Origin of the sequence: Trinickia soli, from assembly GCF_002879855.1 — a bacterium.
GTDB classification, from domain to species: Bacteria; Pseudomonadota; Gammaproteobacteria; order Burkholderiales; family Burkholderiaceae; genus Trinickia; species Trinickia soli.
On record NZ_PNYB01000010.1, the window covers coordinates 139,523 to 163,346 of the forward strand.

At 63.0% G+C, this 23,824-nt stretch carries 13 protein-coding genes and 1 pseudogene; 7 read left to right on the plus strand and 7 right to left on the minus strand.

Annotation, left to right across the window (positions count from 1 at the left end):
• Positions 1-6: 6 nt before the first annotated feature.
• Together C0Z19_RS13895 and C0Z19_RS13900 are read left to right on the plus strand one after the other, a co-directional pair.
• Positions 7-978: a DUF6708 domain-containing protein gene (locus C0Z19_RS13895; RefSeq protein WP_102610414.1), complete on the plus strand. Its 972-nt coding sequence runs from the start codon at positions 7-9 to the stop codon at positions 976-978.
• On the plus strand, positions 975-1,259 hold the full coding sequence (locus tag C0Z19_RS13900) for a PAAR domain-containing protein (RefSeq protein ID WP_102610415.1): 285 nt from the start codon (positions 975-977) through the stop codon (positions 1,257-1,259). The genes C0Z19_RS13895 and C0Z19_RS13900 overlap by 4 nt, the downstream gene beginning before the upstream one ends.
• 423 nt (positions 1,260-1,682) lie before the next feature.
• Here the strand turns inward: C0Z19_RS13900 and C0Z19_RS13905 are convergent, their stop codons facing one another.
• On the minus strand, positions 1,683-2,606 hold the full coding sequence (locus C0Z19_RS13905) for an FmdB family transcriptional regulator (protein ID WP_102610416.1): 924 nt from the start codon (positions 2,604-2,606) through the stop codon (positions 1,683-1,685).
• Positions 2,607-2,922: 316 nt separating this feature from the next.
• Between C0Z19_RS13905 and C0Z19_RS13910 the strand changes: the two genes are divergently transcribed.
• On the plus strand, positions 2,923-5,055 hold the full coding sequence (locus C0Z19_RS13910; protein WP_233196130.1) for a copper-transporting P-type ATPase: 2,133 nt from the start codon (positions 2,923-2,925) through the stop codon (positions 5,053-5,055).
• 165 nt (positions 5,056-5,220) lie between these two features.
• On the opposite strand, the gene C0Z19_RS13915 is transcribed toward C0Z19_RS13910, so the two are convergent.
• The 4 genes and pseudogenes from C0Z19_RS13915 to C0Z19_RS28225 form a co-directional block, all read right to left on the minus strand.
• On the minus strand, positions 5,221-6,081 hold the full coding sequence (locus tag C0Z19_RS13915) for a class I SAM-dependent methyltransferase (protein WP_102610418.1): 861 nt from the start codon (positions 6,079-6,081) through the stop codon (positions 5,221-5,223).
• A 190-nt stretch (positions 6,082-6,271) separates the two neighbouring features.
• Positions 6,272-6,469, minus strand: a pseudogene (locus tag C0Z19_RS13920) (nitronate monooxygenase); the annotation flags it as partial.
• 13 nt (positions 6,470-6,482) lie between these two features.
• Positions 6,483-8,939, minus strand: a complete 2,457-nt coding sequence (locus C0Z19_RS13925; RefSeq protein ID WP_158242976.1) for a hypothetical protein — start codon at positions 8,937-8,939, stop codon at positions 6,483-6,485.
• Positions 8,940-9,270: 331 nt separating this feature from the next.
• Complete coding sequence (locus tag C0Z19_RS28225; RefSeq protein WP_158242977.1) at positions 9,271-9,456, minus strand: hypothetical protein; 186 nt, start codon at positions 9,454-9,456, stop codon at positions 9,271-9,273.
• A gap of 296 nt (positions 9,457-9,752) precedes the next feature.
• On the opposite strand from C0Z19_RS28225, the gene C0Z19_RS13930 reads away from it, so the two are divergent.
• On the plus strand, positions 9,753-11,903 hold the full coding sequence (locus C0Z19_RS13930) for a hypothetical protein (protein WP_146012055.1): 2,151 nt from the start codon (positions 9,753-9,755) through the stop codon (positions 11,901-11,903).
• A 1,136-nt stretch (positions 11,904-13,039) separates the two neighbouring features.
• Positions 13,040-15,289 carry a hypothetical protein gene (locus tag C0Z19_RS13935; protein WP_146012056.1) on the plus strand — a complete coding sequence of 750 codons (2,250 nt, stop codon included), beginning with the start codon at positions 13,040-13,042 and terminating at the stop codon, positions 15,287-15,289.
• A 912-nt stretch (positions 15,290-16,201) separates the two neighbouring features.
• Here the strand turns inward: C0Z19_RS13935 and C0Z19_RS27965 are convergent.
• Positions 16,202-16,411, minus strand: coding sequence for a hypothetical protein (locus C0Z19_RS27965; RefSeq protein WP_146012057.1), 210 nt, complete (start codon positions 16,409-16,411; stop codon positions 16,202-16,204).
• Between the two features lie 9 nt (positions 16,412-16,420).
• Here C0Z19_RS27965 and C0Z19_RS27970 point away from each other — a divergent pair, with 9 nt between their 5' ends.
• The gene (locus C0Z19_RS27970) at positions 16,421-17,200 is read left to right on the plus strand and encodes a hypothetical protein (protein ID WP_146012058.1); all 780 of its coding nucleotides are present in this window, start codon (positions 16,421-16,423) and stop codon (positions 17,198-17,200) included.
• 264 nt (positions 17,201-17,464) lie between these two features.
• Here the strand turns inward: C0Z19_RS27970 and C0Z19_RS13945 are convergent, their stop codons facing one another.
• On the minus strand, positions 17,465-19,450 hold the full coding sequence (locus C0Z19_RS13945) for an ankyrin repeat domain-containing protein (protein ID WP_158242978.1): 1,986 nt from the start codon (positions 19,448-19,450) through the stop codon (positions 17,465-17,467).
• A 1,110-nt stretch (positions 19,451-20,560) separates the two neighbouring features.
• Here C0Z19_RS13945 and C0Z19_RS13955 point away from each other — a divergent pair.
• Positions 20,561-23,575 carry a hypothetical protein gene (locus C0Z19_RS13955; protein ID WP_146012059.1) on the plus strand — a complete coding sequence of 1,005 codons (3,015 nt, stop codon included), beginning with the start codon at positions 20,561-20,563 and terminating at the stop codon, positions 23,573-23,575.
• Positions 23,576-23,824: the final 249 nt, after the last annotated feature.

Consider the following 23,824-nt stretch of genomic DNA (forward strand, 5'->3'; position numbering starts at 1 on the left):
AAAGACATGGCATTTGATGGACTCGCATGGTATCGCTTGAACCGCCCCGTGACGGAAATAGAAGCTTCGTCGCGGCTGGATGTAAGCAAACCATTGACAGAAGAGCCGAAAAGCTCTGGAACCGTCTTTAACGTCACTGACTCATTCTTGGAAGTGTGCGACGGGTTGCACCGCGAAAAAGGGTGGGGATTCTTGGCATTTGTCACTGGAGGCACCTTAGCGCTATGTCTGCTTGTAGTCTTCCTGTGGCTTCTAACTGATATGCCTGCTGCGATTCGCGAAAAGGGGCAGGCATGGGTCATTTATTGGTGGGTAACGCCTCTTGCCGTTGTCACGCTGTGCCTGTTTGCCTTGACCGTGCGCCTGCTTCTCGTTGACTGCTTTAATTATGTCCGCAAGCCGATACGGTTCAATCGGCTCAACCGCACCATTTATGCCTTCCGCCATAACGGCCCGGGTGGTGTCCTCTCTGTCCCTTGGGACAACGCATTTTTGTATGTTGAGCGCAAACAAAAAACCGGCCTAGGCGGTACCGCTCCCCGCGTCGTCCGTTGCCTCGTCCTGAACGACAAGGGACTGGTCATAGACACGTTCTCGATTGGAAAGTATATCGACTTGGCGTTTGATGAGAGCAGTCCAGCCGGCAAGAAGGTGATGGGGGAACTGTACCAAGACTTTGAATACTACCGACGGTTTATGGAAGAAGGCCCTTCGTCCGTGCCGCCAGTCGCCGAATTCCTCACGACGGAAGTCTCGTTCCGCAATGCTCTGAAGTTACAGTTCGACGGTGCGTCGGACCTAATGAATTCTGGGAATCCAGTGATGTGGCTCGTGATGGTTGTGGCCGTAATACCGACGTTCATTCAGGCGGTCGCGTATTATCTCTCTCAGTTGACCTGTCGCGAACCCGTGTGGCCCGAAGAGGTCGAGCGCGCATGTTCCCCCACCACAACCCCGGCGGAAGGCCTCACGTTATGAGCCGCAGATTCATTCGCAAGGGAGACAAAACAGACCGCAACGGCGTCGTCACAGATGGTATTGGAAATTCATGGCTACAAGGCCAGCCTTTGGCCTATCTCGGTGCTCCTGTGCAGTGTCCTGCGTGCGGGACCGAGGGCGTCATCATCAGCGATGGCTCGCCCCGCACGATGACGGCCATGGGCAAGCAAGTCGCCCTTGAGAATGACCTGTGCCAGTGCAAATGCGACCCGTTGCCGAAGCTCATCGCATCACAGGCGCTTGGGTCCATGACGACGTAGCCAGGCGCCACGTCTCGTGTCAAACCCTGCACGGAAGGCACTCCCCGAGTGCCTGGGTCGAAGTCAAGCACGGAAATTATTTGCTCGCAATGCTCTATGGTGCGGCCGCAGTGCTTGGCGTAGCTGCTGATCGCCCAGCTGCGGCGCATGCAGTTCAGGCGGGCCACAGGCGCGCCACGGTCGGCAGTGGCAGCTCGTTAAGCATCGAGGCCAGACGGCCGGGATCGAACGTAGTCGTGCTCATGCGACCTCCTTGTCTGGCAAGGCATCGTAGGCGCTGGCAGGTGCATGGGCCCGCGCTTCGTACGTCGGTCGTCAACCGTGCCGCGCCTTCGACGCCGCGCGCACGGCGAACATCCATTCATTCACGCGAAACTTGCGCGCTGGGAGCAGCGGATGGAAGCGGAGCATCCCGCAGGAAGCTCACCGCCCCGGCGTCGTCACGGCCGGGTTTTGCATTGCCTCGTTGATTTTCTGGAGATAGCTCGCGCCCGAGGGATTGCTCGGATCCGCGTTCCCCGACACGTAGTAGGAGAGCCCTTGCTTGAGTCCGCCGTGATCGGCAATGCGCAGCGCGTCGTTTGCCGCGGCCATCCGCACTTGGATCGTCACGCTGTTCTCATACTCGGACTTCGTCACCACCTGGCCACCCAACCTCGGATCGCCCGGCCCACCCTTCGACCACGGCCCGCCATCGAGGTAGTTTTGGGAGATCTGCCCGAGCCCCAGCGACGTGTTGTTCTGCGGCGCTCGATCGAGGTCGCCGACGTGGCGCATGCCACTTTGGTAGCCGCTCGTAAATGCGCCCGATTCCACCTGCAGTTGAGCGCGAAACATGTTCGGATCGAGGCCATATTCGCGCGCGGTTCTGTCGACCAAGCGGCCGAAATCGGCTTGGTTCTTCACCTGCGCATCCGACTGCTTTTCATCGCCGCGTATCACGGGCTTGAATTGCGGGTGCGTCGACCCGGCCGCCTGATCGACGCTGGTGGCCCGCGAAGTCGGTCCCGTCGACCCATCGACCTTCCCGGACGAAACTTCCGACCGCTGGGTGAGGTGTTGCGTCGAGTGGGGATTCGACAGATTCGTCGAGTGGGACGAATGCCCATGGTTCGCCGGGTGCTTGGCATGCGCGTGGCGCGACACGTGCTTTCCATGCGTGCCGTTCCCCCCGTGCGTCCCTCCCGGCTCCGTGTGCTTGGCATTTTCGAGGCGCAACTTCGACATCAATTGCGTCAACGACGCATGCAACTGCTGATTCAGTTGTTTCAAAGACTCTTGCGGATGCGCCGCGAAATCGCGAATCGAGGCTTCACTGAAATCGAAGGATACCGCAGGGGTTTTCATGAGAAGGTCCCGGTTGGTTGGGTATTGGCGCCAAAGATGAACCGCCCGCGGCAAGTTCCGCGTACGTCCTGCGAAGCACAGTCCCGTCATGCGAAGCAAATCCGCTCCCCCTTTTCCGGCGCCAGGTTTGCCAATTCCTTCAGCGAAACTTCAGCGTTTAAGCGAAACTATCCAAAGTTGCTCACTGTATGCACCCGACGTACCGGCTAGCCTCGGTCAAGGTGAGGCACGTGGTAGCACCGTCCTCACGGCAATACCGATTGCGCAGCACGACGAGTTCCAATGGGAGCCGAACGCGTGAGCCAAGGAGCGTCAAATGAGCGTTCAAGCTGGCGAAGCAGCGTCTGAGGGGCCCATCTACACCTGTCCGATGCACCCGGAAATTCGCCAGGACCATCCCGGGCAATGCCCGAAGTGCGGCATGACGCTCGAACCGATTCTGCCGAGCATCGACGAAGACGAAAATCCGGAACTGGTCGATTTCCGACGCCGATTCTGGTGGACGTTGCCACTGACCGTCGTCGTTTTCATCCTGGCGATGTTTGGCCATCGCCTGGGATGGATGGACGCCGGCACCGAAAGCTGGGTCGAGTTCATCATCTCTACGCCGGTCATCCTGTGGGCAGGCCTGCCGTTCTTCGCGCGGTGCGTGCGCTCATTCATGAACCGCAGCCCTAACATGTGGACGCTCATCGGGCTCGGAACAAGCGCGGCCTATATCTACAGTGTCATCGCTACCCTCTTCCCCGGCCTATTTCCTGAAACGTACAGCGCGCACGGCCGTGTCAGCGTGTATTTTGAAGCGGCCGCAGTCATCATTTCGCTGACGCTTCTCGGACAGTTGCTCGAACTGAAGGCGCGCTCGCAAACGTCCGCAGCCATCAAGGCGCTGCTCGGGCTCGCACCCAAGACTGCCCGACGCATCAACCCGGACGGTTCCGAGGAAGACATTCCGTTGTCCCATGTGCATGTCGGAGACCTGCTTCGCGTGCGGCCAGGCGAGAAAGTCCCGGCGGACGGCGTGGTGACCGATGGCTCCGGTTCGCTGGACGAGTCCATGATTACCGGCGAACCCATTCCCGTCACGAAGCGCGTTGGCGACCACGTCATTGGCGCAACGATGAACGCGACAGGCAGTCTCGTCATTCGCTCGGAAAAGGTCGGCTCCCAGACAGTCCTGTCGCAAATCGTGCAGATGGTCGCGCAGGCGCAGCGGTCCCGTGCCCCCATGCAGCGTATGGCCGACAAGGTGGCCGGCGTGTTCGTCGTCGGGGTCGTCAGCGTCGCCGTGCTGACGTTCTTTGCGTGGGGCATCTTCGGCCCGCAGCCTGGCTGGGTGTTCGGCCTCATCAATGCGGTGGCGGTGCTCATCATTGCGTGCCCCTGTGCGCTGGGTCTTGCGACGCCCATGTCCATCATGGTCGCAAGCGGGAAAGGAGCCACAACCGGGATTCTCTTTCGAGACGCTGCCGCGATTGAAAATCTGAGAAAGGTCGATGTGCTGATTGTCGACAAGACGGGAACGCTGACCGAGGGGCATCCCGCCTTCGAGCGGGCCGTGGGCACAACCGGATACACGACCGACGAAGTGCTTCGTCTGGCGGCGAGTCTCGATCAAGGTAGTGAGCATCCGCTTGCCGCAGCCATCGTTGTGGCTGCCCGTGAGAAGAACCTGACTTTGGACCGCACGGAGAATTTCGAATCCGCGACGGGGATCGGCGTGAGAGGACTGGTGGCTGGCAGGAAACTCGCGCTTGGCAACACCGCGCTAATGCAGACTGACGCCGTATCCGTCGAATCGCTGGCTAAGGAGGCAGACGGCATGCGCGCGCAAGGCGCCAGCGTCATGTACCTGGCGGTCGATGGCAACTTGGCCGGACTGCTGGCAGTCGCCGACCCGATAAAGGCGACGACGCCCGAAGCGCTTTCGACATTGAAACAGAACGGTATTCGAGTCGTGATGGCGACCGGTGATGGCGTCGTCACGGCCAAGGCTGTGGCCGAGAAGCTCGGCGTCGACGAATTCCACGGCGAGGTGAAGCCGGCCGACAAGCTCGATCTGGTGACACGGTTTCAGCAGGGCCGGCATGTCGTGGCGATGGCTGGAGACGGCATCAACGACGCCCCCGCGCTGGCCAAGGCGGATGTCGGCGTGGCCATGGGAACAGGCACGGACGTGGCAATGAGCAGCGCTCAGGTGACGCTCGTCAAGGGCGACCTGCGCGGTATCGCCCGTGCTCGCGAGCTGTCCGTGGCTACGGTCGCAAACATGAAGCAAAATCTTGGCTTCGCGTTCGTATACAACGCACTTGGCGTTCCGCTGGCGGCCGGGGTGCTTTATCCATTCACCGGGTTGCTGCTCTCGCCGATGATTGCCGCACTTGCAATGAGTCTAAGCTCCGCTTCGGTCATTTCGAACGCGCTGAGGTTGCGCAACGCCAAAATTTGAGCAGCGATACGTAAGCGCCCGACAATATCATCTTGAACGAGCGGGGTCGTGAAGGCGACGATCGTGTCCACCAATTTTCAAGTGGACACGTGTACGCTATGAACGGGAATGAAGCGGTTTTGGACGTGGTACAGCCGACGCGGCGGCGACGTCACAACAAGGAGTTCAAGGCGAGGGGATTCGCGCGGCAGCATACGCCAATTGATTGAACCCTTCGATTTGCAATCCGTTGTATCCCGCCGCGCAATACCGTGCATTCAGCTCATCGAGGCTCTCAGTCCTGACTGCGGAAAATCCCGCAGAAGCGCACAAGGCCATTACCTCATCCGGCGTGAACATGCTTCGAAACGGCTCCCCCTCGAGATCGGCCAGACTGCGCCACTTGTCGAAGACGCTTCGTTGCGCAGCGCTCTGCAGATCGTAATGAAGGGTGTAATCGAAGACGATCTCGACCTGTGACCCGAACGAGCCGATGTCTTGCAGCGCCGCACGAACCGTCTCGGTCGGCAGATATTGCGCAACGCCGAGCCATGACACGAAGATGCGTCGGCCATGATCTACCCCGGCTTCGTGCAGAATTTCCCGTAACGACTGATGCGTGAAATCAGCCGCGTAGAACGATGTCCTCGCCGGCATGCCGACACCCGCCTCCCGCAGCCTCGCCAATTTGATTGCCTGTGTCGCCGGATGATCGATTTCGAACACCCGCAGCGCTTGGTCCCCATTGCGCAAGCAAAAGGTGTCGAGACCAGCGCCGAGCACCACGTACTGCTCGCAACCTTGTTCGACCGCAAGCGCGAGCCGATCTTCTGCGTAGCGGCTGCGAGCCGCCAAAAACGCTCGACGGCCCGGCGCGAGGCGTGGGCGCTCGGGCTCTGGATCCGCTAGCAACGCTCGCGCAAACCGTGGGTCTGTCACGACTACCGCGAACGGATCGTCGAAGATCGCCGGCACGTCGAGCAATTGATGCGCTGCGCGGTGCATCGCCACGTATTCGGCGGTCAGGCTGGTGCGATCTGCTCGCATGAGGCTTCCTGTTGTGTCGGATGTCGAATGTCGCGCGCTTGCGCTTTTGCGGCGCCCGTGTGTTGCCCGCGGGCACGCAGTGTTTCGTCTGTTTCAGCTAAACAATCGCTGACCGAAGCTGGATTCGTAGCCTGATCGGCGAAGTCGTCTACAACTTCGCGAAGACGCCTGCGGCGTTGACCGAATGCGTTCAAGCCCAGGCCGATCGCAACCGCTCGATACTCGCCCGCGTTTCGCGTTCGAGTTGCGCCATCAGGTCGCCCGCGGCCAGCGCGCTCGCAAGCGGCGCCGCCTGCCCTGCGCACTGCGCGCCATAGCCGAACTCGCCCTTGGCCTTTGCGCCTGCGTTCAACGCTTTGCCCGCGTCGTAGGTGATCCGATAGGCCGGCCCGCGCTGGCAATCATTGCCGCCGCTGCTGTGTCCGGCGCATCGCAGAATCTCGATCGCGCAGACTGTCCAACTCCTGCCTCAGATTCCGCGCTTTGTCCACCCGACCGCCCCTGTCGCATGCGGTAATCACCGCCGTGTAGACAAAAGCGTCCGGACGCATCGAAGAGTCCTGCCGCGCCAGCGCTTTTATCTCGGCCAGCAAGGCGAGCGCGGTGTCGGCCCGGCCGGATTTCGCGCAGGCCGTAATGACTGCAGTGTATGTTCTGACGTCCGGCCGCAACTCGGGATTTTCCGACGCAAGGTTTTTCAGGTCGGCCAGCAGGCCCAGCGCCCGATTAGTCTGGCCCGCGTTCGCGCAGGCCATGATGGCCGAGTTGTAGATCCGCACGTCTGGACTCATCCGTCTATCGTTCCGTGCCAGTTCGTGCAGTTCGGTCAAAGTGCTCAGCGCCTCCATCGCCCGGCCAGCCTTCCCACAGGCAGCAATCACCGCACCGTACAGGATGACGTCCGGACGCATCGTCCGATCATGCTTAGCCAACCCTTTCAGTTCCTCGAACAGGCGCAGCGCCTCGTCCGCCCGGCCTTCCTTCGCACAGGCAGAGATTACCGAACTGTAAGTGATAAGGGTGGGCTCCATCTCCGGGTCTTGCAGCGCAAGCGCTTTCATCTCCGCCAGCAGCATGAGCGCCTGGTCGGCCCGGCCGGCGTCACCGCACGCTGTTATGGCCGCGTTGTAGATGACGACGTTGGGACGAATACCGGCCGCCGTCACCGCTCTCAGCATCTGAATCGATCGGTTGATATCGCCGGGCGCTCTAAGTAGTGACGTCGTCACTGCCAATACACCATCCACCGATCGTCTCCCGACCTTGTACTCCGCGATGACCTCTGCGTTCGAGCGCGCATCCTCGCCATGAAATGAACGCCTGTGCCCGGCTCTTTCGTTACGCGTATGCGATGTCGACGACCCAGCCCCCGTTTCCGCTCCCGTGCGCGAAGACGTACGATGGGCCTCCATCGAGACGGGAGGCGCAGCATGCTCAGTCGGCTGGCCGCCTGCTATCACGCCCTGGCCCCAGGGCGATTTCCCGCGCACTGCGCTTGAAGAGGGTCTCTGTGGCGCAGCGGCCGGTTGCGCGGGCCTGTCTGCCGCAGCACGCACGGCGAGCGAACCGCCCGTCCAAGCGCCTTGGGTCCTGGTAGGTTGTCCGCGCCCCTGCCCCAACGCCGGCCACTGCTCTCCCTTGGGGGTAGCGGATGGCGTCGGCTCACTGAGCGAAGGATGCTGAGGAGACGGATCGCCAGCGCGTGCAACCGGGCCTCGAGTGCCTTGCCCCGGCTCTTGTCCTAACGCCGGCCACTGCTCCTCGATAGGGATGGGGGCCCGTGCCGGCTCTCTTCGCGACGCATGCGGGACAGTTGCGCGGCCCGTAAATGCCGCTTGACTCCGAAACGGCTCCCCGCGCCCTCGCCCCCGAGCGAGCCACGGCTCGTCCGGCCTGTGCGGCGGCGGCACGCTTAGCGAAGCCGGGTGCGCGGGCGCGCCGCCGTGCCGTCCGCCCAAGTCATCAATCTGCTGCCATGGGGCATCCATCAAAACGGGCGCCTCCGGTGCTGGCCCGCCCCGTAAAGCGAGCCATAGGTTTCCGGCAATTGCCGTGATTTCGGCGATGCAGCTCGCTCGCCGAGCACGCCACTGGTCACGCTGATTGGCCCGTATCCCGCGCGGTATGGTCACGATAGGATCGCCCTGCTGTACACGCTGCCCCAACGTGCGAACCTGCAGGAAGAGTTTCTCGAGCTCACTGTCAAAGCCGGTAATCGGCGCTTGGGTCAGCGGCAGTTCACGAAATCTATCCGTCGTGCAATGGGCAAGTGCGCTGCGCAGCGGCTCGAGCAACTGCTCAAGGGCAGGAACGTGACCTGTCAAGATCTTAGCTTCCGAGGCCTTGAATCGGTAAATGGCCCGCAACAGTTCCGTCTTGATGGCAAAGCGTGCCCTGTGCTCGTCGCACTGCGTGCCTACGGCGTCGAGCGTCAAGAAGCTCTGGGGCGGCAACGCAAGCTTGCGCGACGCCGCCGCTGCCGCATGGAAATGGTCCGCCGTGACGTCCCAAGCCAGCTGAGCGTCATCGCATCTATACAGGGTTTCGACAACGATCGGTAGAGGAACATCCTGCGGTTCAGTCTGCCCCGACTGTGCGCGCGTGTCGCCCAAGCGATCGGCGAGCATGATCGGATACTCGTTGATTGCCCGCCTTTTGAACGCGTCCGCATGCGCAACCAAGTTCACTACATCGGAACGATCTACCGCTGAAACCACGTACTCCTCCAGTTTGCGTTTTCGATGCGCACGTTGTCCGGCCGGCTCTGTTTCCACGCGCACCGAAAATTCGTCGCTCGACTCCGATTTCGCATCGTCGGCGTAGCCGGATGATTCAGCGGCGGCGTCGCGTGGCCACATGGCGCCCAGTTGCTGAGCAAGGGCCGTGGGGGACGTCTGCGGCGCACTGTCGGAGGGCGGTGAGACGGAAGGGCGACGCGGTAAGGCGACGAGCCGTTGCAGCACAGCGGAGCCCATTGCATGCGGGGAGACCGACCGTACAGCCGGCGCGGGATGAACGTGCGCGTCGGCAGCGGCGTCGGAAACAGCCGGCAGTAAAGGAGAATTCTGAGGGTTGGTCGAACTCGAGAAGACGTTGGTCATAGAGAGTGCGGTCGAATAGGGGAAGTCGATCGCCGTAAGCGAATCGTTAGGAAAGAGGCGAGAAGGCAGCGTAGATTGCCCCCCCTTTTCACGCACGTCCGCGCGCGAAAAACCATAGCGCATGGCGAATAGCGACCGAGATTTTTCCGTAAAGAGACGCCGGCTTGGCAAGCGCATAAAACGATTCCATCAGACTAAATGAAAGAGGATGGCTGGAGATGCTCGCGTTTTCTGCTTCATCGCTTCGCCATGCGTGACCTGTTTTCGCCCGCATCGCTCCCCCTCGTTCTCAATCGCGCACTATAGCTACGATCCTTACCACCGCATTACCGCTCCTTGCGCGAAGGCAACATGCCGCCATTCAAAGTCAACACCACCGATTCGTCCTCATCGTACCAACCCACATCTTCTTCGGAGTCCTCCGACTCATCGAGCGGGGCGGCACTCGGCGTCTCGTTGCGAAGCAGCGCCAGTGGTCCGCTTGCGCGCCTGGCACCGCTCAGTTCGGGCTTGCGCGGCCGTCAATCGGCGGCCATACGCTCAAGTGCCACGAGCCGGATGCGATCGGACTTGGGCGCAGAACAGACGCCCGTGCGGCCCCCCCATCGCGGCAACGCGTCGGACCAGTTCGACTTGATGCGGCAACGGGCCGAAGCCATGCCCACCGCGGAAACCCCGCGAAGCGATCGCAGCAATCGGATCCAGCCCGACACGCTACTCGCGATTGCGCGCCTATCGGCTGACAGGACGATCGAGGAGGCGGCGCGGCATGTCGGTGTATCGCCGGACGCCGCACGTCCCTTTCTGTCCGAGACGGGCTTGACATCAAGCGGACGGTTGCTGGTCGGCCGCCGCGCGGCCGAAATCGATCGCCTTGTGCACTTCCGGCTGGAGCGCTTGCACGCCCTGGCGCATCAGAACAGGGCGGAAGAAGCGGCGCCGTCACGGCCGTCCGCTGCGACGCGCGAGCCCACACCGCAGCAGGATGCGACGCCGACGACATCGACCAATACGGATGAGCTCCTCGACTGGCTTGAAGCGGAGGTAGCGGACGCCGACTTCGACGCAATCAGCTCGGACTACCCGGATATCCCCTTCGACACACTCGATTTCGACCCGCTCGACCCCCCGCCGTGGGCGGAGCAACCAGAAGGGAAATCGGTCGAGGCCGAGGCAGGCCGATGCTCGAGCGACGAAGTGGCGAGCAGCCCGGTGCCCAACGAACGCCAAGTGTCGCCCGCTCACAGCGACGCCGAAACCTCGGCTGTCGAGACCGCGCCGGCGCCCGGCGCGCCGCGTCCGTTGCTCGTCACGCCCGCCCGCCTGCTGAGCGTCGCTCAGCATGTCGCCAGCGGTGGGTCGATTGCGGCGGCCTCCGACCTCGTCGGGATGAACAACAGCACCATCGGCGAGTACCTTACGCGCGACGGTCTGCGCGACAAGGGGCGAGCACTTGTGGGCCGCGAACTGGCCACCCGCATCGATGAGCTCGTGGCCCGCAATCCGGGGCCGCCTCGCAGCGGTTCACAAATGCCTCATCTGCGCCAACGGGATTTGCTCAACGTCGCGCGAGCGGTGGCAGACGGCAGTTCATTAGCGGCCGGCGCGCAAGCTCATGACATCCACCGCAGTACGATCCTCCACTACCTTACCCCGCAGGGCGTGACGGAACGCGGACGTGCGGTCATGCGTCCGCGGGTGACGCGGATGATCAACCAGTTGATCGCGTTGGGACGATTCCGCTCGAGAGCGTTCGCGACGCGCGAGAATTTGCGCGATGTCGCGACTGAAATCGCGTCCGGCAAGAGCATCGAGGCCGCAGCGAAGGCCGTCGGCATCAGCCCGAGGTGCGTCGGCAACTTGCTGACGACGAAACGACTGCTGCCCAGAGGGCGAACGTTGCTGGGCAAGGCCGAAGCCAAACGCATCGACGCCATGCTGGCGCGAAGAGGTCCAGTCCGCTTTTCCCGGCCAACCATCATCCGCCGTTCGACCGGAACGGTACGCACCATGACTGCGGACAGGTTGTGGGAGATCGGTACGCTCGTCGCCGGCGGTGCGACGATCGAAAGCGCCGCAAATCATTTCGGAGTCAAGCGTCCGACCGTCAATAGCTACCTGGGCGCGGCCGGGCTACGCCCCGCAGGCCGATCGCTTCTCGGCGAAGAGCGGGCAACGCAACTCGACGCGCTATTCACGACCCGCGTGGCCCCGCCCTCGGGCGTCAGCCGGACTCCCAGCGCGATGACCGCCGACATTCTGTGGGAGGTGGGCGTCGACGTAGCCGCTGGTGCAACTATCGTCGATGCGGCGGAGGAGGCCGGCGTTCGCCGTCAGACCGTCAACACCTACCTGACCGCCAATGGCCTGCGCCCGGCCGGCCGGGCGATGCTCGGAGAAGCCCGCGCGCAAAGGCTCGATGAATTGTTTGCTGCGCGGACGAATCGGGTCTCCGCCAGTGGCCGGCCCATCAGCATCACGCCGGATGTGCTGCTCGAGGTCGCGAAGCGGATGACGGGGCGCGGGCAGACGCATACCCAAGCCTCGAAAGCGGTGAAGCAGAATCGCGGGACGGTTAAGACCTATCTGACGAGCGACGGCCTCACGCCCAAAGGCCGGAAATTCGTTGGCCCTGCCCTGGCTCGGGAGATCGACAGCCTCTTCGGTCAAGGCGCGGATTCTGAATGGTCGGACTCCGAAAAGACTGAATCCGGCGACTGACGCTCAGACTTCCGACTCTCCCTCGCCTCACTCGCTGCCAGCCCCACTCTATGACGCACGTCGGCACATCGACTGATCCGATCCACTCGACGGATACCCATTCACCGGCCAACTCGCCCCGCGCCGAGGAGCATGGCGCGCCGCAGCCGCCAAGCGGCGGCACGCCTGCACCGCGCCGATCGCTACCGACGCAGCTCGACGGGTTGAGCACGCTGAACTCAGCGTACCGAGGCCGGCGCGCTGTTGTTCAGGCGCTGGCTGCTCCAGCTCCCGTGAACCCATCGGCTCCTCCACCTACTCCGCCTCATGCAGCGCAGCCGAATGTCGGTTACTGGACGCAGCTGCTCACGGGCGAGGGTGACGACAACCGTGACCTCTGCGACGATGAGCCGACGACTCAGCATGGGGGGCTGACTCCGCCCGTTGCCGATGCACCCCCTGTTCAGGCTCCCGCATCGTCCGCTCGCACCGCCACGACGAGGCCACCGCCCGACGCTATTTCGTCCGAGGACCTGCTCGCCATCGCGCGTCTTGCCCAGGGTCAGTCTATCTCGCGAGCTGCTCAGGCGTGTAACGTCAGCGACAGTTTGATATATGAGTTTCTCGGAACAAACGGCCTAACCCAACGCGGTCTACGGGCCGCCGGCGACCGTGCAGAGGAGATCAACCGGCTCATCGGTTCACGTGACCGATCGGCCTCCCTGCGAATGCGGCCGGCCATTGGGAGGACACCGACGGCCGGACCGCTCGCCGATGAAATCGATCGGGGCATGGCGCTCCGGATTCCCCCCGGCCCGCTGCCACCGCCCATGACGGCAGAATCCTTGCAGTGCGTCGTCGAGGCGGCAAGAAACCAGTCGCTCGAAGCGGCCGCGCAGACGCTCGGCCGGACACTTCAGCAAATCGACGCGTATGTCGCACCATGGGGACTCACGCACGCAGGCCGATGGGTCGCGGGCGAGCGGGCGGACGCGCTCGACGAAATCCTGTATCAGCGATACCTTGCGTATGGCGGCGCGGGCGCAATAGCGGATGGCGTCACGTTCCCAACGATCGCCCCGCCGGCGATGCGTAGGCGGCATGACGGTGCGGCCAGCGCCCAAACGCCGCACGCGCGCAGGAAAGTCTCGGCCCCGATGTTGGCGGCCGTGGCGCAAGCGGCGACCAGCGAAGGTGCGATCTCGCGCGCAAGCGAAGCATGCGGCGTGAACGCCGGGACAATTTCTGGCTATCTATTGTTGCGAGGACTGACCATTGACGGCCGTGCAGCGGCCGGAAACTGGGCCGGAAGAATTCAACATTTCATGGATCTGTTCGGTAAGCGTCGCGATTCGTTCACTCTGCGACGCTCAAATTCGCGCGCCGACGAGCACCGGGCGCCGCCATTGCGAATGCCAAGGCCTGCCGAGCAAGAGCCGCGAGTCCCTCCCGCGTCGGATCCCTCACCGCGCGTTGGTGTACGACCGGCCTCCGCCCGGCCGCTCGCACCGCCAAGGGAAGTGCGGCTCAGGGGCGAGCGAAACTTGCCGCCTTTGGGGGCCGAGCGAACGACGATCGACGCGATTGACCTCGTGGCCATCGCACGCCTGTCCGTCACCATGTCGATCTCGGACGCGGCGGCGCGGCTCAACATTTCCGCGGCTACCGTAGGTCCTTTTTTGTCTCTGTTTGGCCTAACGCCACGAGGCCGTGCGCTCGCAGGCGACTACGCCACGGAGATAGATCGGTTCACGGCGAGCCGGCTTGAGCATTTGGGCGCGCTCTCCAGCGAACTACAGGCGCAAGGGCGCTCGTTCGCGTCGTTACAAGACGACCCGCTCGTGAGAGAGCTAACGCAGATGGTCGGCGGCATGGGCCGCGCGGGTGCCGATGAGCGGCCAACCTCGAACCAGCCGCCCGTCGCCCCGTCCACAGACAGGCCTACCGTCCCCGAGGCAGCGCAGCTTGAGCAGACGCAGCAGACGGACAAACCTGCCCAGCCCGCGCAGCTTGAGCAACCCGAGCAATCAGCGTTGCCCCCATCGCGGAGCAAAAAACGACAGCGCGCAGAGAGTGAAGTTGGCCGAGGCACGCGCAGACGGCATGCAGCCGTCAGCACACTCGCATCGTCTCCGATGGCGCGTAAACAGCGCGCCACGTCACCTGCCGCTCGCGCGCCGGCCACGGCACAACGCGGGACGATAACATCGAACGCCGCGGACAATGTCGAAGAATTGCCTGCGGCGGACTGGAAAAACAAGGTCACTGATACCGGATTGTTGTGCATAGCCAAGGCCGTAGCGCGCGGAGAGTCGATCCGCAGCGCGGCAAAGGCCGAACGATTCCGCATCAGCTCAATTCGGCAATACCTGGGCCGCAAAGGCTTGACCGCGAGAGGCAAAAAGCTGGCGGGTCCGCACGCCCAGGAAATCGATCGGCTCATGCGCAAAACCGCCGAACGCCGAAGCACGACCCAAGCCAGAGCGGCGAGCCGGCCCGAAATCGAAACCACGGCGTCCTCGTCGCCGGCTCGTTTGAAGGATGTCGCGCTCGAAACCGAGGATGAGTTCGATGAGGTGATGCGGCTGCTGGACGAGGAGTCCGGTGGCGAAGCCCCCGTCCCCGCCTCACGGAGGGAATCCGCCTCAGCTCTTTCGACCGAACCGTCGCTCGCGGCCAAAGACGGATTCGACGAGTCACGGCGGCTGCCGGACGACGCGTCCGGCGGTGAAGCACCATCACCAAGGCAATCGCTCTCCCCTCTTTTGAACGAGCCACTTGCCACTGAAGACGGAATCAACGAGCTGAGGCGGCTGCTAGACGACGATCTGGAAAGCGAGGATCCGCTTGCCGACGGCAGCGATGCCGTGATCGAGACCGGCGATGGAGCTACCCACGCGGACGCCATCGCCCAAAGCGACATCGATGCCATGGTGGTTGAGCTCACGCGCGATGCGCTGCTAACGCCCGTCACGGATACGGATGACTCCGTTCTGCCGGCAAGCGACGCAGCAACCGAGGGACCTGTTGGAAACATACTGGCCGCTATCGATTTCTCGATGCTCGACTCGCCGCCGATGACCGATCTGCGCGAGCTACCTGCCGGCGCCCTCGAAGAAATGGTGACTGGTCTTAGCGCAGATGGCCTCGGCATGCAATCGAGCATTGTCGACTTAGACGAGGAACCCATGTCGTCATCCACGATGTCCGCCCCCCTCGCTGCGATGCATGACACGCCGACATTCGTTCCCGAACCCGAGGAGTCGATGCAACGTCCTGCGGCCTCGCCATCGTCGCTCGTGGCGCTTACCCCCGAGAATCCGCTGTCGTCCGATCCGACGCGTGCGGACGAGCAGGGCCGCACCGGTCCCGAGCAGCCGCGAGAGCAATCGCCGGGGGCGCCGTAATGAGTTCGACCGTGCTTGCCGCAACCGTGCGACGAAAGACGGGCTGCGACCGCAGCGCTTGACTGGAGGGCGCTCATCATCGCGGGCACCGTTTCCTGAGGGTAGGGCTGCACGAGATTGAGCCCCGCCTCCGTCTTTGGGGCGATCGATTCGATCGCTGCCGCCTGCAACGGATACACGCTTCACGCGATGGAGCCAGTGAGCCAGCAATGCGATGCGGTCAAGCTGAATCGGCGAGCGGACGACAGCCCACTTTCGCTTACCCGAACAAGAATTCGTCGGCGGGTAGTCTATTCGGCAGCGGGCTGTCAATACTATCGATCGGTTTCAATCCGCCGTTCAGGCGACTTCCGTCAGGCTTGAGCTCACCCCGTGAAGATTCCATCATCTGTTAGGTCGCCTTCTTCGCTGGAGGAGCATCCGGTAGTCGATTCCGGCACCCAAGGCTTGCCCGCGCAGCCAAGGCGCTCCCCATCCCGTCACCCCGTTCAGGGCCTACTCGTCGAGTTGGCTCAATTGAGCAGTTCAGCACGGCCGAGCGGATCGCAGGTGCCCCATACTCAGGCACTCCGCGCCGTCCGCCCGTGCGTGGGCGACAGCCCTGCGGCCGGCCAATCGGGCTTGGTGCGTCTCCCTGACGAACTCCACGAAGAGATTGGCAGCCGACTGGACGCGCCAAACCGCGAACGCTACGCATTGGCCCATCCGGCGATCGGTCGCGCCTTGCGACAGTCACTGTTGGCGGACCAATTCGTCTTCCGTGCGGCGGACGTGCGATCGTTGGGGCAGATGGACCAATTGGTTGCCGCGATCATCTCTTTGTCTACCCCGTCGGGCCGGCCCGCAGCGATGGCCGCGCTTGGCCAACGAATCGGCTTTTTGCCGTCAGTCGATCGCGCGAACGGATTCGCGTCACTCCTTGAGGCCGTCGAAACGCTCGATCCCCTGCTCCGGGGTGCGCCCCTCGCCGCCCTGGCAGAACGAATCGGTGCGCTTCCGGGTGCTGAACGTCCCCAAGCGATCGCGCAACTGCTGAATGGGCATCGCAATCTGCCCGCGCAGGATCGCGCAACGCTCCTGCGCGCGCTGGGAGGCGAAGTCCGCTTTGTGCCCGAACCGCATCAGGAATCCATGCTGAATAGCGTGCTCGATGCCGCCGCGAGTTTGCCGCCCCGTCAACACAGCACGGTCGTGGCGTCGATCGCGAACTTCGCGCAGAACAATACGCCCAATGCACACTGGGCATACCAGCGGCTCCTATCCTTGACCGAGCGCATGGAGCCGCAGCATCGGGGGGCAGCGCTGGCCGCGCTCGGCTCGGTAATTGAGCACTTGCCGCAGCGAGATCAAAATAGAGTGTTTGCCCAGGTGCTGCGGATGACGCTCGAGATGCCTGCTGCTGCGCGCTCGGACGCGCTCGCGGGATTGGCGTCGCAGATTCACTGCGTCGCTCAGCCAGAACGTCGAACGACGTTTGCCCGACTGCGCGGCGCCATCGCCGCATTGCCGCCCGAGCGTCGCGCCAAACCGGCGACCCGCCTCGCGGAAAAACTGGACTGGCTGGACATGGACGACCGAAACGACGAATTCCATTGCGTGCTCGAGCTCGCGCATGAAATGCCTGGCGATGGCCATGCTCAAACGCTCGCTGCGCTTGCGAATCGAGTGGGCACGCTCGGTCATGCGACAGGGGCCGCGTTGGGCAACCTGCTCGCGAGACTGGAACGACTGCCGCAACAGGCACAGACCGAGCCGCTGACCGTATTGCGCGATCACGTCCAATTGTGGCGCAGGCCGGAGGATCGCGGGCCAGCCTTGCAAGCCGTGGCGAACGCAATCGCACAGCTCGCTCCTCAGCATCGCCCCGAGGCGCTTTCCGACAGACCACCGGTGCGACGATTCCGTTGGTAGACACATTCGCCGAAGGCGATCCCGCTAGCGAAAGCTACGTTCGCCGTGAGCGAAACGCGCCTACCCGAGGCCACCGATCCGCACAGCGCGTCCCCCTCGCAGACGTGGGCGCAAACGGCCTCCGTCGAGCGCCTCGAGACGCGATGACGAGAGCTCGGCGAAAAGACCCGCAATCGCAGAACGGCGACAGCAACGCTGCCTTAGGATGACCGCGCACCGCGCGCGCGAGACCTGTGAGACCTATGGCCAAGGCCGGGTTCGGATTTAACTGCTCTCGAGTGCCGTCTCTGGCATCTCGGTTCGAGAAGCCGCGGTCCGCCCGCTCTTCCATCTTTGATGCGATTCGTCTGGCTCGACGACAAGCAGCATATTCCTGAAACCCTCTTTTGTCGGAACGACGGACGGTCTGATTGTCCCAGCGGCAACGCCCGCCTGGATGTCGGAAGGCGGCTCGTTCGCTATGTCGTACTTCTTGTACGTATTGCGGGCCCGCTCGTCCCGTACGAGAGCGGTTCTTTCATAGACCTCCGGCTTTCTGACGTCCGCCAACGCATCCATCGAACCGAAAAGATCGAAGAGCGGAATGCGCGGGAAAACCTGTCCCCAGTGAGCCAGATCCACCGTATCTTCACCCGTGTCGATGCCGACGACGAGCGCGGCATGCTCGGTCGTCTCCGTGCCCCCTGATCGAGGCCATCCGTGGCGAGCCGGCCCTTCCCGCTTGGATACCTGGAAGAACGTCAGTAGCGGCGTGCCATGCTCGATGTGCTGCGCGATTGTTGTCCGGCATTCGTCGATCGTCAGCGGCCGCAACGTCGTCACCTCATATCCCATCTCATGTGCTACCGATTGCAAATCGGATACTTGCAGAATCTCCCCCTGACGCGAGTCATACTTCTTAGCGGTCTCGCGGATGCTCGTATTCGCCACGCCACTATGATGATGATTGACCTGCGACGTGTAGTAGCCGGAACGATTCTTTCGCAGCGGAATGTTTGCGATCCCTCTTTCAGTCGCGTACAGAAGATCGAGGTTCGCCAGCGCGGCGAGCTTGCAAATATGCCCATTTTGATACACCAAGCTGGGCATGAGGATGATCCGCTTCGTTTCGCTGACGACCACCGGGGCGCGCGAAACTAAACCGCGGTCCGCATCAGCGCTCCTTTGCAGGAACAATTCGACGTTGGGAGGTAGTCTTAGCGAAAGGCCCCCTACGCGTCGCGTACGATGCGAGGGGCGCCTCGACCCTGCTTCCTGATTGGAAAACGCTTCGATGGCAGATGCATCTTGCGGCGCGGGCCTCGCAGCTGCGCAATGCGAAGTGTCGAGCGTCGCATTCGAGTCCTTCCGCCCGCTGCAGTCCATCGCGGCAAGCAACGTCTCGATCGCCCCAGCGTGGTTGTTTTGGGTAGCCTCGATGAGCGCGCCGGCGCCGTCGGCGCCAAGCGCAAGGAGTATCTTGGCAGCTTCGAGATGGTTGCCCTCCGCCGCAAGTAAGACAGGCGTCTTGCCATAGACATCCCGTGCGCCGAGCAACCCCGCATCGTTCTCGGAGGCTTCTAAGAGAGCCTGGAGCGTCGCTGTCTTGCCGAGCTTCGCGGCAATATGAACCGGATAGGTCCAGCCATCCCGCGAGTGCCGGGCGTCCGCTCCGAGCGAGATTAACAGCCGGACCATTTGCGCATCGTCGACCCCAGGGCGGTGTACGGCCGCCAAAAGAGGGGTGAAGCCCTGGACCAGCCTCGCATCGAAGTATGACGCCATATCGGCTTTCGGCGTGGCTCTCCGCTTCATGATCTCGGCGAGCCGTTCGATGACTGCCCTATGCCCCTGCTGAGCAGCAAGATAGACGGCGTTGACACCACGCAGCCGTGGATCGCCATGAATCGTCGAATAGAGGTCCGCGCCCGCTTGTGCAAGCAGTCCCACCACTTCGTGGTGCCCTGCTCGGGCGGCGACGAGTAGGGGTGAGCGACCGTCGGGGCCATAGGCGTCGATGCATGCTTTTTTCTGACTCAAAAGCCCGGGCGAGCCTGCAATCAACGCCTGCAGCCGCTCCGAATCGCCGTGCAGCGCCGCATCGAGCACGGCTTCTCTCAGTTGATCGTCTTCGACGACGGCTTCGGGCTGCGATAACTCGATGTCGCGGTTTCGGGGCGACGATGCGTGCGCGGATGGCGTCGTGAGGGTTCGCGCTGCGGTTCTCAGCCCGTCCGTTTGCCTACGCGACTCGTCAGCGCTCGACAGCACGTGCGAAGTTCGTGTTCGGCGAATGGGTGTCAGATTCGAAAGTAAGGCGCCCGGAGACCGTGTTTGGGATGATCGCGGTTTTGACGATTCCGCAGATGTCGGCGGTGGCGCCGGCACCCCGCCGGCCTCTGCGCGCTCGGGAACTGCAAGTGATACGCCCGTAACGGGCAAGCGAGTATCCATGTGCGGGTGCTGTGAAGTGCAATTTGTTGATATCGATCGCTGACGCGACAACGGGTGCCGATCGGTTTCGGCGTCCTCGTACGCAAAACGGGCAGGCTGCCAGCCACTCCCCGGCCTATCGCGCTAGGGAAACGCTGATCAATGAGTTCGTCGCCTGTGCTCGCGATGAGTCAGTTTGCAAGCAACAGAACGGCGAACGAATTTTGTTGCGATCGGGGTGAGTTTTGCACGAATACAGGCCGAGCGCCCGCGGGGCACAATCTTGCTTGGCCGCATCGCAACCGCGCAAGATGATGAAATTGCGCATTTATTGTTGATGCGCCGCGTGGTGTCGAACCTGTCAGACATTTGCAACGGACTTTGCTGAAATTAAGCGCGAATTCCCGGACCACTCGTTACCGAATGCGCGGCTTCACCGGCAGCAGATAGACTTTTGGCTCGCCGGTATAGTGCAGTGGCGGCGGATCTGAATTCACCGACCCAGCGAAAACTTGTCTCCCGGAGCGAAGCAAAAAATTCGATATCGCAGCAATAACACATTGTGATATCGAAGAACGGCAGGTCTTCAGGGAAACGATCGCTTCCGATTCAAGGCACCCGCAAGCGATCGCATTGATGACCAAGCGAGCGGGCGCCAGGGGCGACGTGATCATTAAAGGCGCGTCGCATGTATCGATGGTGCCGCATCCCGCCGCCGCCGCAGGATTGATCGAAACGGCCGCGTCGGTCAGATAGTCGGCTCTCGCATAGGCGCCGACCGAATTGGGCCTTCGCTGCGTGCAACCTCTGTTCGCGAGCGTCAGCCCTCGGCGCCGCCGTTCGCGCTACGCTGGCCGTGCTATCTGATTCCCCAACTTCTCATGCCTGCGCCACGGGTATACGGCGTCGATTCGCTTCCCCCGAGTCGGTCCGCACAAGTAGACAACGATGCCCATTGATCGCCTGATCCTCCCGAACACGACCGCCCCCCTCGATTCCCCAAGCGCTTCGGGTGCCCCTGCCAACCCCGATGTGGCAGCCGGGCTGCCGGGTAGCGGCCGCCTCTCGCCAAGCGGGCCGCTGGCTTTCCTGCCGACATCTCCTTTCCAGGCACGCCATGTACCTCGCGGACGGCATGCCGCCCCGCCGCAGGTCGGCGACAACGACGCTCCGGGGATTGCGGCGGACCAACCCATCGCGCGCGGGCCCCGCTTTCAACGCACGCTGGCCCGGATGGTCGAGGAGAGGAGCCTGGACGACAGCTCGTCGAGCGGCTCGGCTAGCTCGATCGATGATGCAGAGTCGCAGTCGAGCGACGATTTCCTCGTCAAGGCCGATTCGTCGCTTGCAGGACATCCTGATTTTTGGTCCGGCGGTGCGCGGCGCGCGGGGCGGCGGGAAGCATTGCAGGAATGGGTGGCCCTGTCGAGCATCCCGGCCGATGCGCACGCGCTAGCCGCCGGGGCGGACGAATTGCGTAAGCAGGCGGAAAGCGCTCATCCGATTTCCGGGGTCACGGACTTCGCGGACCTATTCCAGGGCTTCGCCGCTCATGAGCGGTCCCGGAAAACCCTCTTCGAATGCGAGGACGCCGGATGCGCGTGGCAGACCGCTGCCGATCAATACCACGCCGCACTCGATGCCGCGCGCAAGGTCGGCCTGCCTCCGGGGGAGATCGAGCGACTCGACGACGCGGCGGCGCACTGCGACGCTCAAACGCAGCGGCACGCGGTCAAGGCTTGGTTGTTCACCGCCATTATCGAGTACAGGCGTAATCGGTATGGCGTCGAACGTGGCGACCTGCGTGCCCTCCAGGCGGTGCTTAGGCCTTTACGCACCGCACTCGAACATTGCGAAAGCGACGCGCTTCGCGCGCTGCCGCTCGACTCGGCGCCGATCGAGGGCTTCGATCCCGAGCTCCGTGCCATCTCGGACGCGCTAGACCGCCTGTCGGCCGCCGATGCAAATCAAACACGGCCGTCGCCCTGGGCGGATCACCGCGACGCCGCCGTCTCGTCGCTCGGTTATGTTCTCAGTGCGCTCCCGCTTGTCTTGCGAGGTGAGCCGAACCTGCCGGCGTTGCTCGGCACATTGCGCTCGGCGCTCGCTACGCCGATGGCCCATGCTCGCGAGGTGCTCGCGGGGGCCGAAGCGCGCCAAAGCGATCCGTCGGACTCGCTCGACCATCTCACCGATAGGTTCGAATCCTGGTACGAGGCTGCTCGTGCCTACGACGACGCGCTTCGCGTGTTCGGCGACTCGACTGCGTCGTGGCCCGATGCGGCACGGTCGGCGCCCGAGCCGCAGCAGTTGCGCGCGGAGCTGGCCGGATCGCGCGATTCGGCGTTGCTTCGGACGCGCGAGGCGCTCATCGGCTTGTTCTCGACGATGGCCACGCTGACGCATGGGCCACAGGCAACAGACCCTGCGCCGACCGCCGGAATAGGCGCCCTGACGAGTGCCGAGCGGTTGATGAACGCCGATCTGCTCTCGCGATGCCAGACGCTGCGCGGCAGGCTGCAGGCGTCGGCGTTCGCGCAGGACGCGGGTGACTTCGATGCTGCCCGCCTTGCACTGCCTTTTGCGGCGCTGGAGCAATATGTGCAAGCCGTGCAGGGAAGGGACGCGAATCTCCTTGACGCAGCGAATGACGTGCGCAAAGCCGCGCAGGCTGCCGACAACGCGGCGCCAGCCGCCGGGCGCGCCTGGGGTCCCGCGCTTCGCCAGTTCTCGGCCGGTTGTGCGAGACAGCGTACGCGGCTTGTGAACAGCGCGTTTCAGATTGCTCATGCCGACTCGGTGAACTGCAGCCTGGAGGCGTCGGCGGCGATGGGGCCAGCGTTGGAATGCGTCTACGGACTGCGTCAAGCGCTTCCCGTCGTATGGTTCGACCCTTCCCCTGAAGAGCGGGACGCGGCACAGGAAGCCGAAACGGCCGAACGCGCACTGATCGCCAGTTCGCGCGAGGCGGTGCAGGCTGTGCAAGCGCACATCGCTCGGATGCCTTCGCCCCCTGCAGACGCGAATAGCGCCATTATTGAGAACCACGCCAATCTGCAGTTGAACCTGAACGCAATCGCGACGGCGCAGCGCACGGTTGCGGAGTTGATCGAATGCTGCTCGCTGGCACGCCGAACCATTCACGAAGGGCCCACAGCGGGCTGCGCAGCCAATCTGCGGCACCTCGCCGGCCAAGCGCAACGCGCTGGCGACCAAGCTACGGATGTGCTGGCTTTGGGGCGAAGCAGGCGTCTGACTCAGGGCATCGCCGCCGAACGTGCAGAACGCACGTTGCAATTCACCCGGCGCGTGGCGCGGACCGCACGATCCATTCACTACACGCTGGGGGTGCTCGCTGATATTTCGGAGGGCTACCAACAGGCGCAGAATCTGAGCCGCGAGCCGATACTGGATCCGTTACGCTTCCAACAAGCGGCCGAGCGGCAGACCGGTGTCGTAGACAGCGCCGCCAGAGACATCGACGCCACGCGCAAACAGTTGATTGCGTCGGTCGGTACCCAGCACCCCAGCGAGCAGGCTGCGATGATCGCTGCGCAGGACATCGAAGAGATTCAGTCGTTCACACTCGGTCTCGAGTGGCGTTATGTTGCGGACTTCGATTCGGCAAAGCGTCAATGGTTGCGTGCAACCGTGCGCGCCCTCGCGGCTCGACTCGCGGGGCCGCCCGACGCGGTACCTCCCGCTGCTGACGCGATGCTCGATCTGATCGAACAGCATCTCGCGGCCGGCACGAAGATTCTTATCGCGGCGAGCCGGGTCGATCGGAGCGAACGGATCACCAACGCCATACGCGAAAACAACGAGATCAGACGCGAGACGCAGGACTGCCGCGAGCAGTTGAAACGCCTTCCGGTGCGCACGCGCGTTGCCGTTGGTGCCGGTCCGTCCCGGCCCGAAAAGCGCAACGATAAGAAAGCGAGCGGCAAGGCAAAGCGCCGGTGAAGCGGGGCTTCGCCGTGTCCCGACGCGCATGGACGGGATGCGTCAGCATTAGCTGGCTGCGCAACCATGTTGCGCGATATGCGCAATTGAGCCGCAACTTCTTCCTGCGACGATCAAGTAGCTTGTGAAGGAGGAATACTTCTCGACAACGCTCGTGCAGCCCGGCGATGACCCGCCCGCGCGCTTCGCATCTGAATACATCGCTTCGCTGCATTCGAACCGCTTGCCTGCTGGAGTCTTAATCTGCCT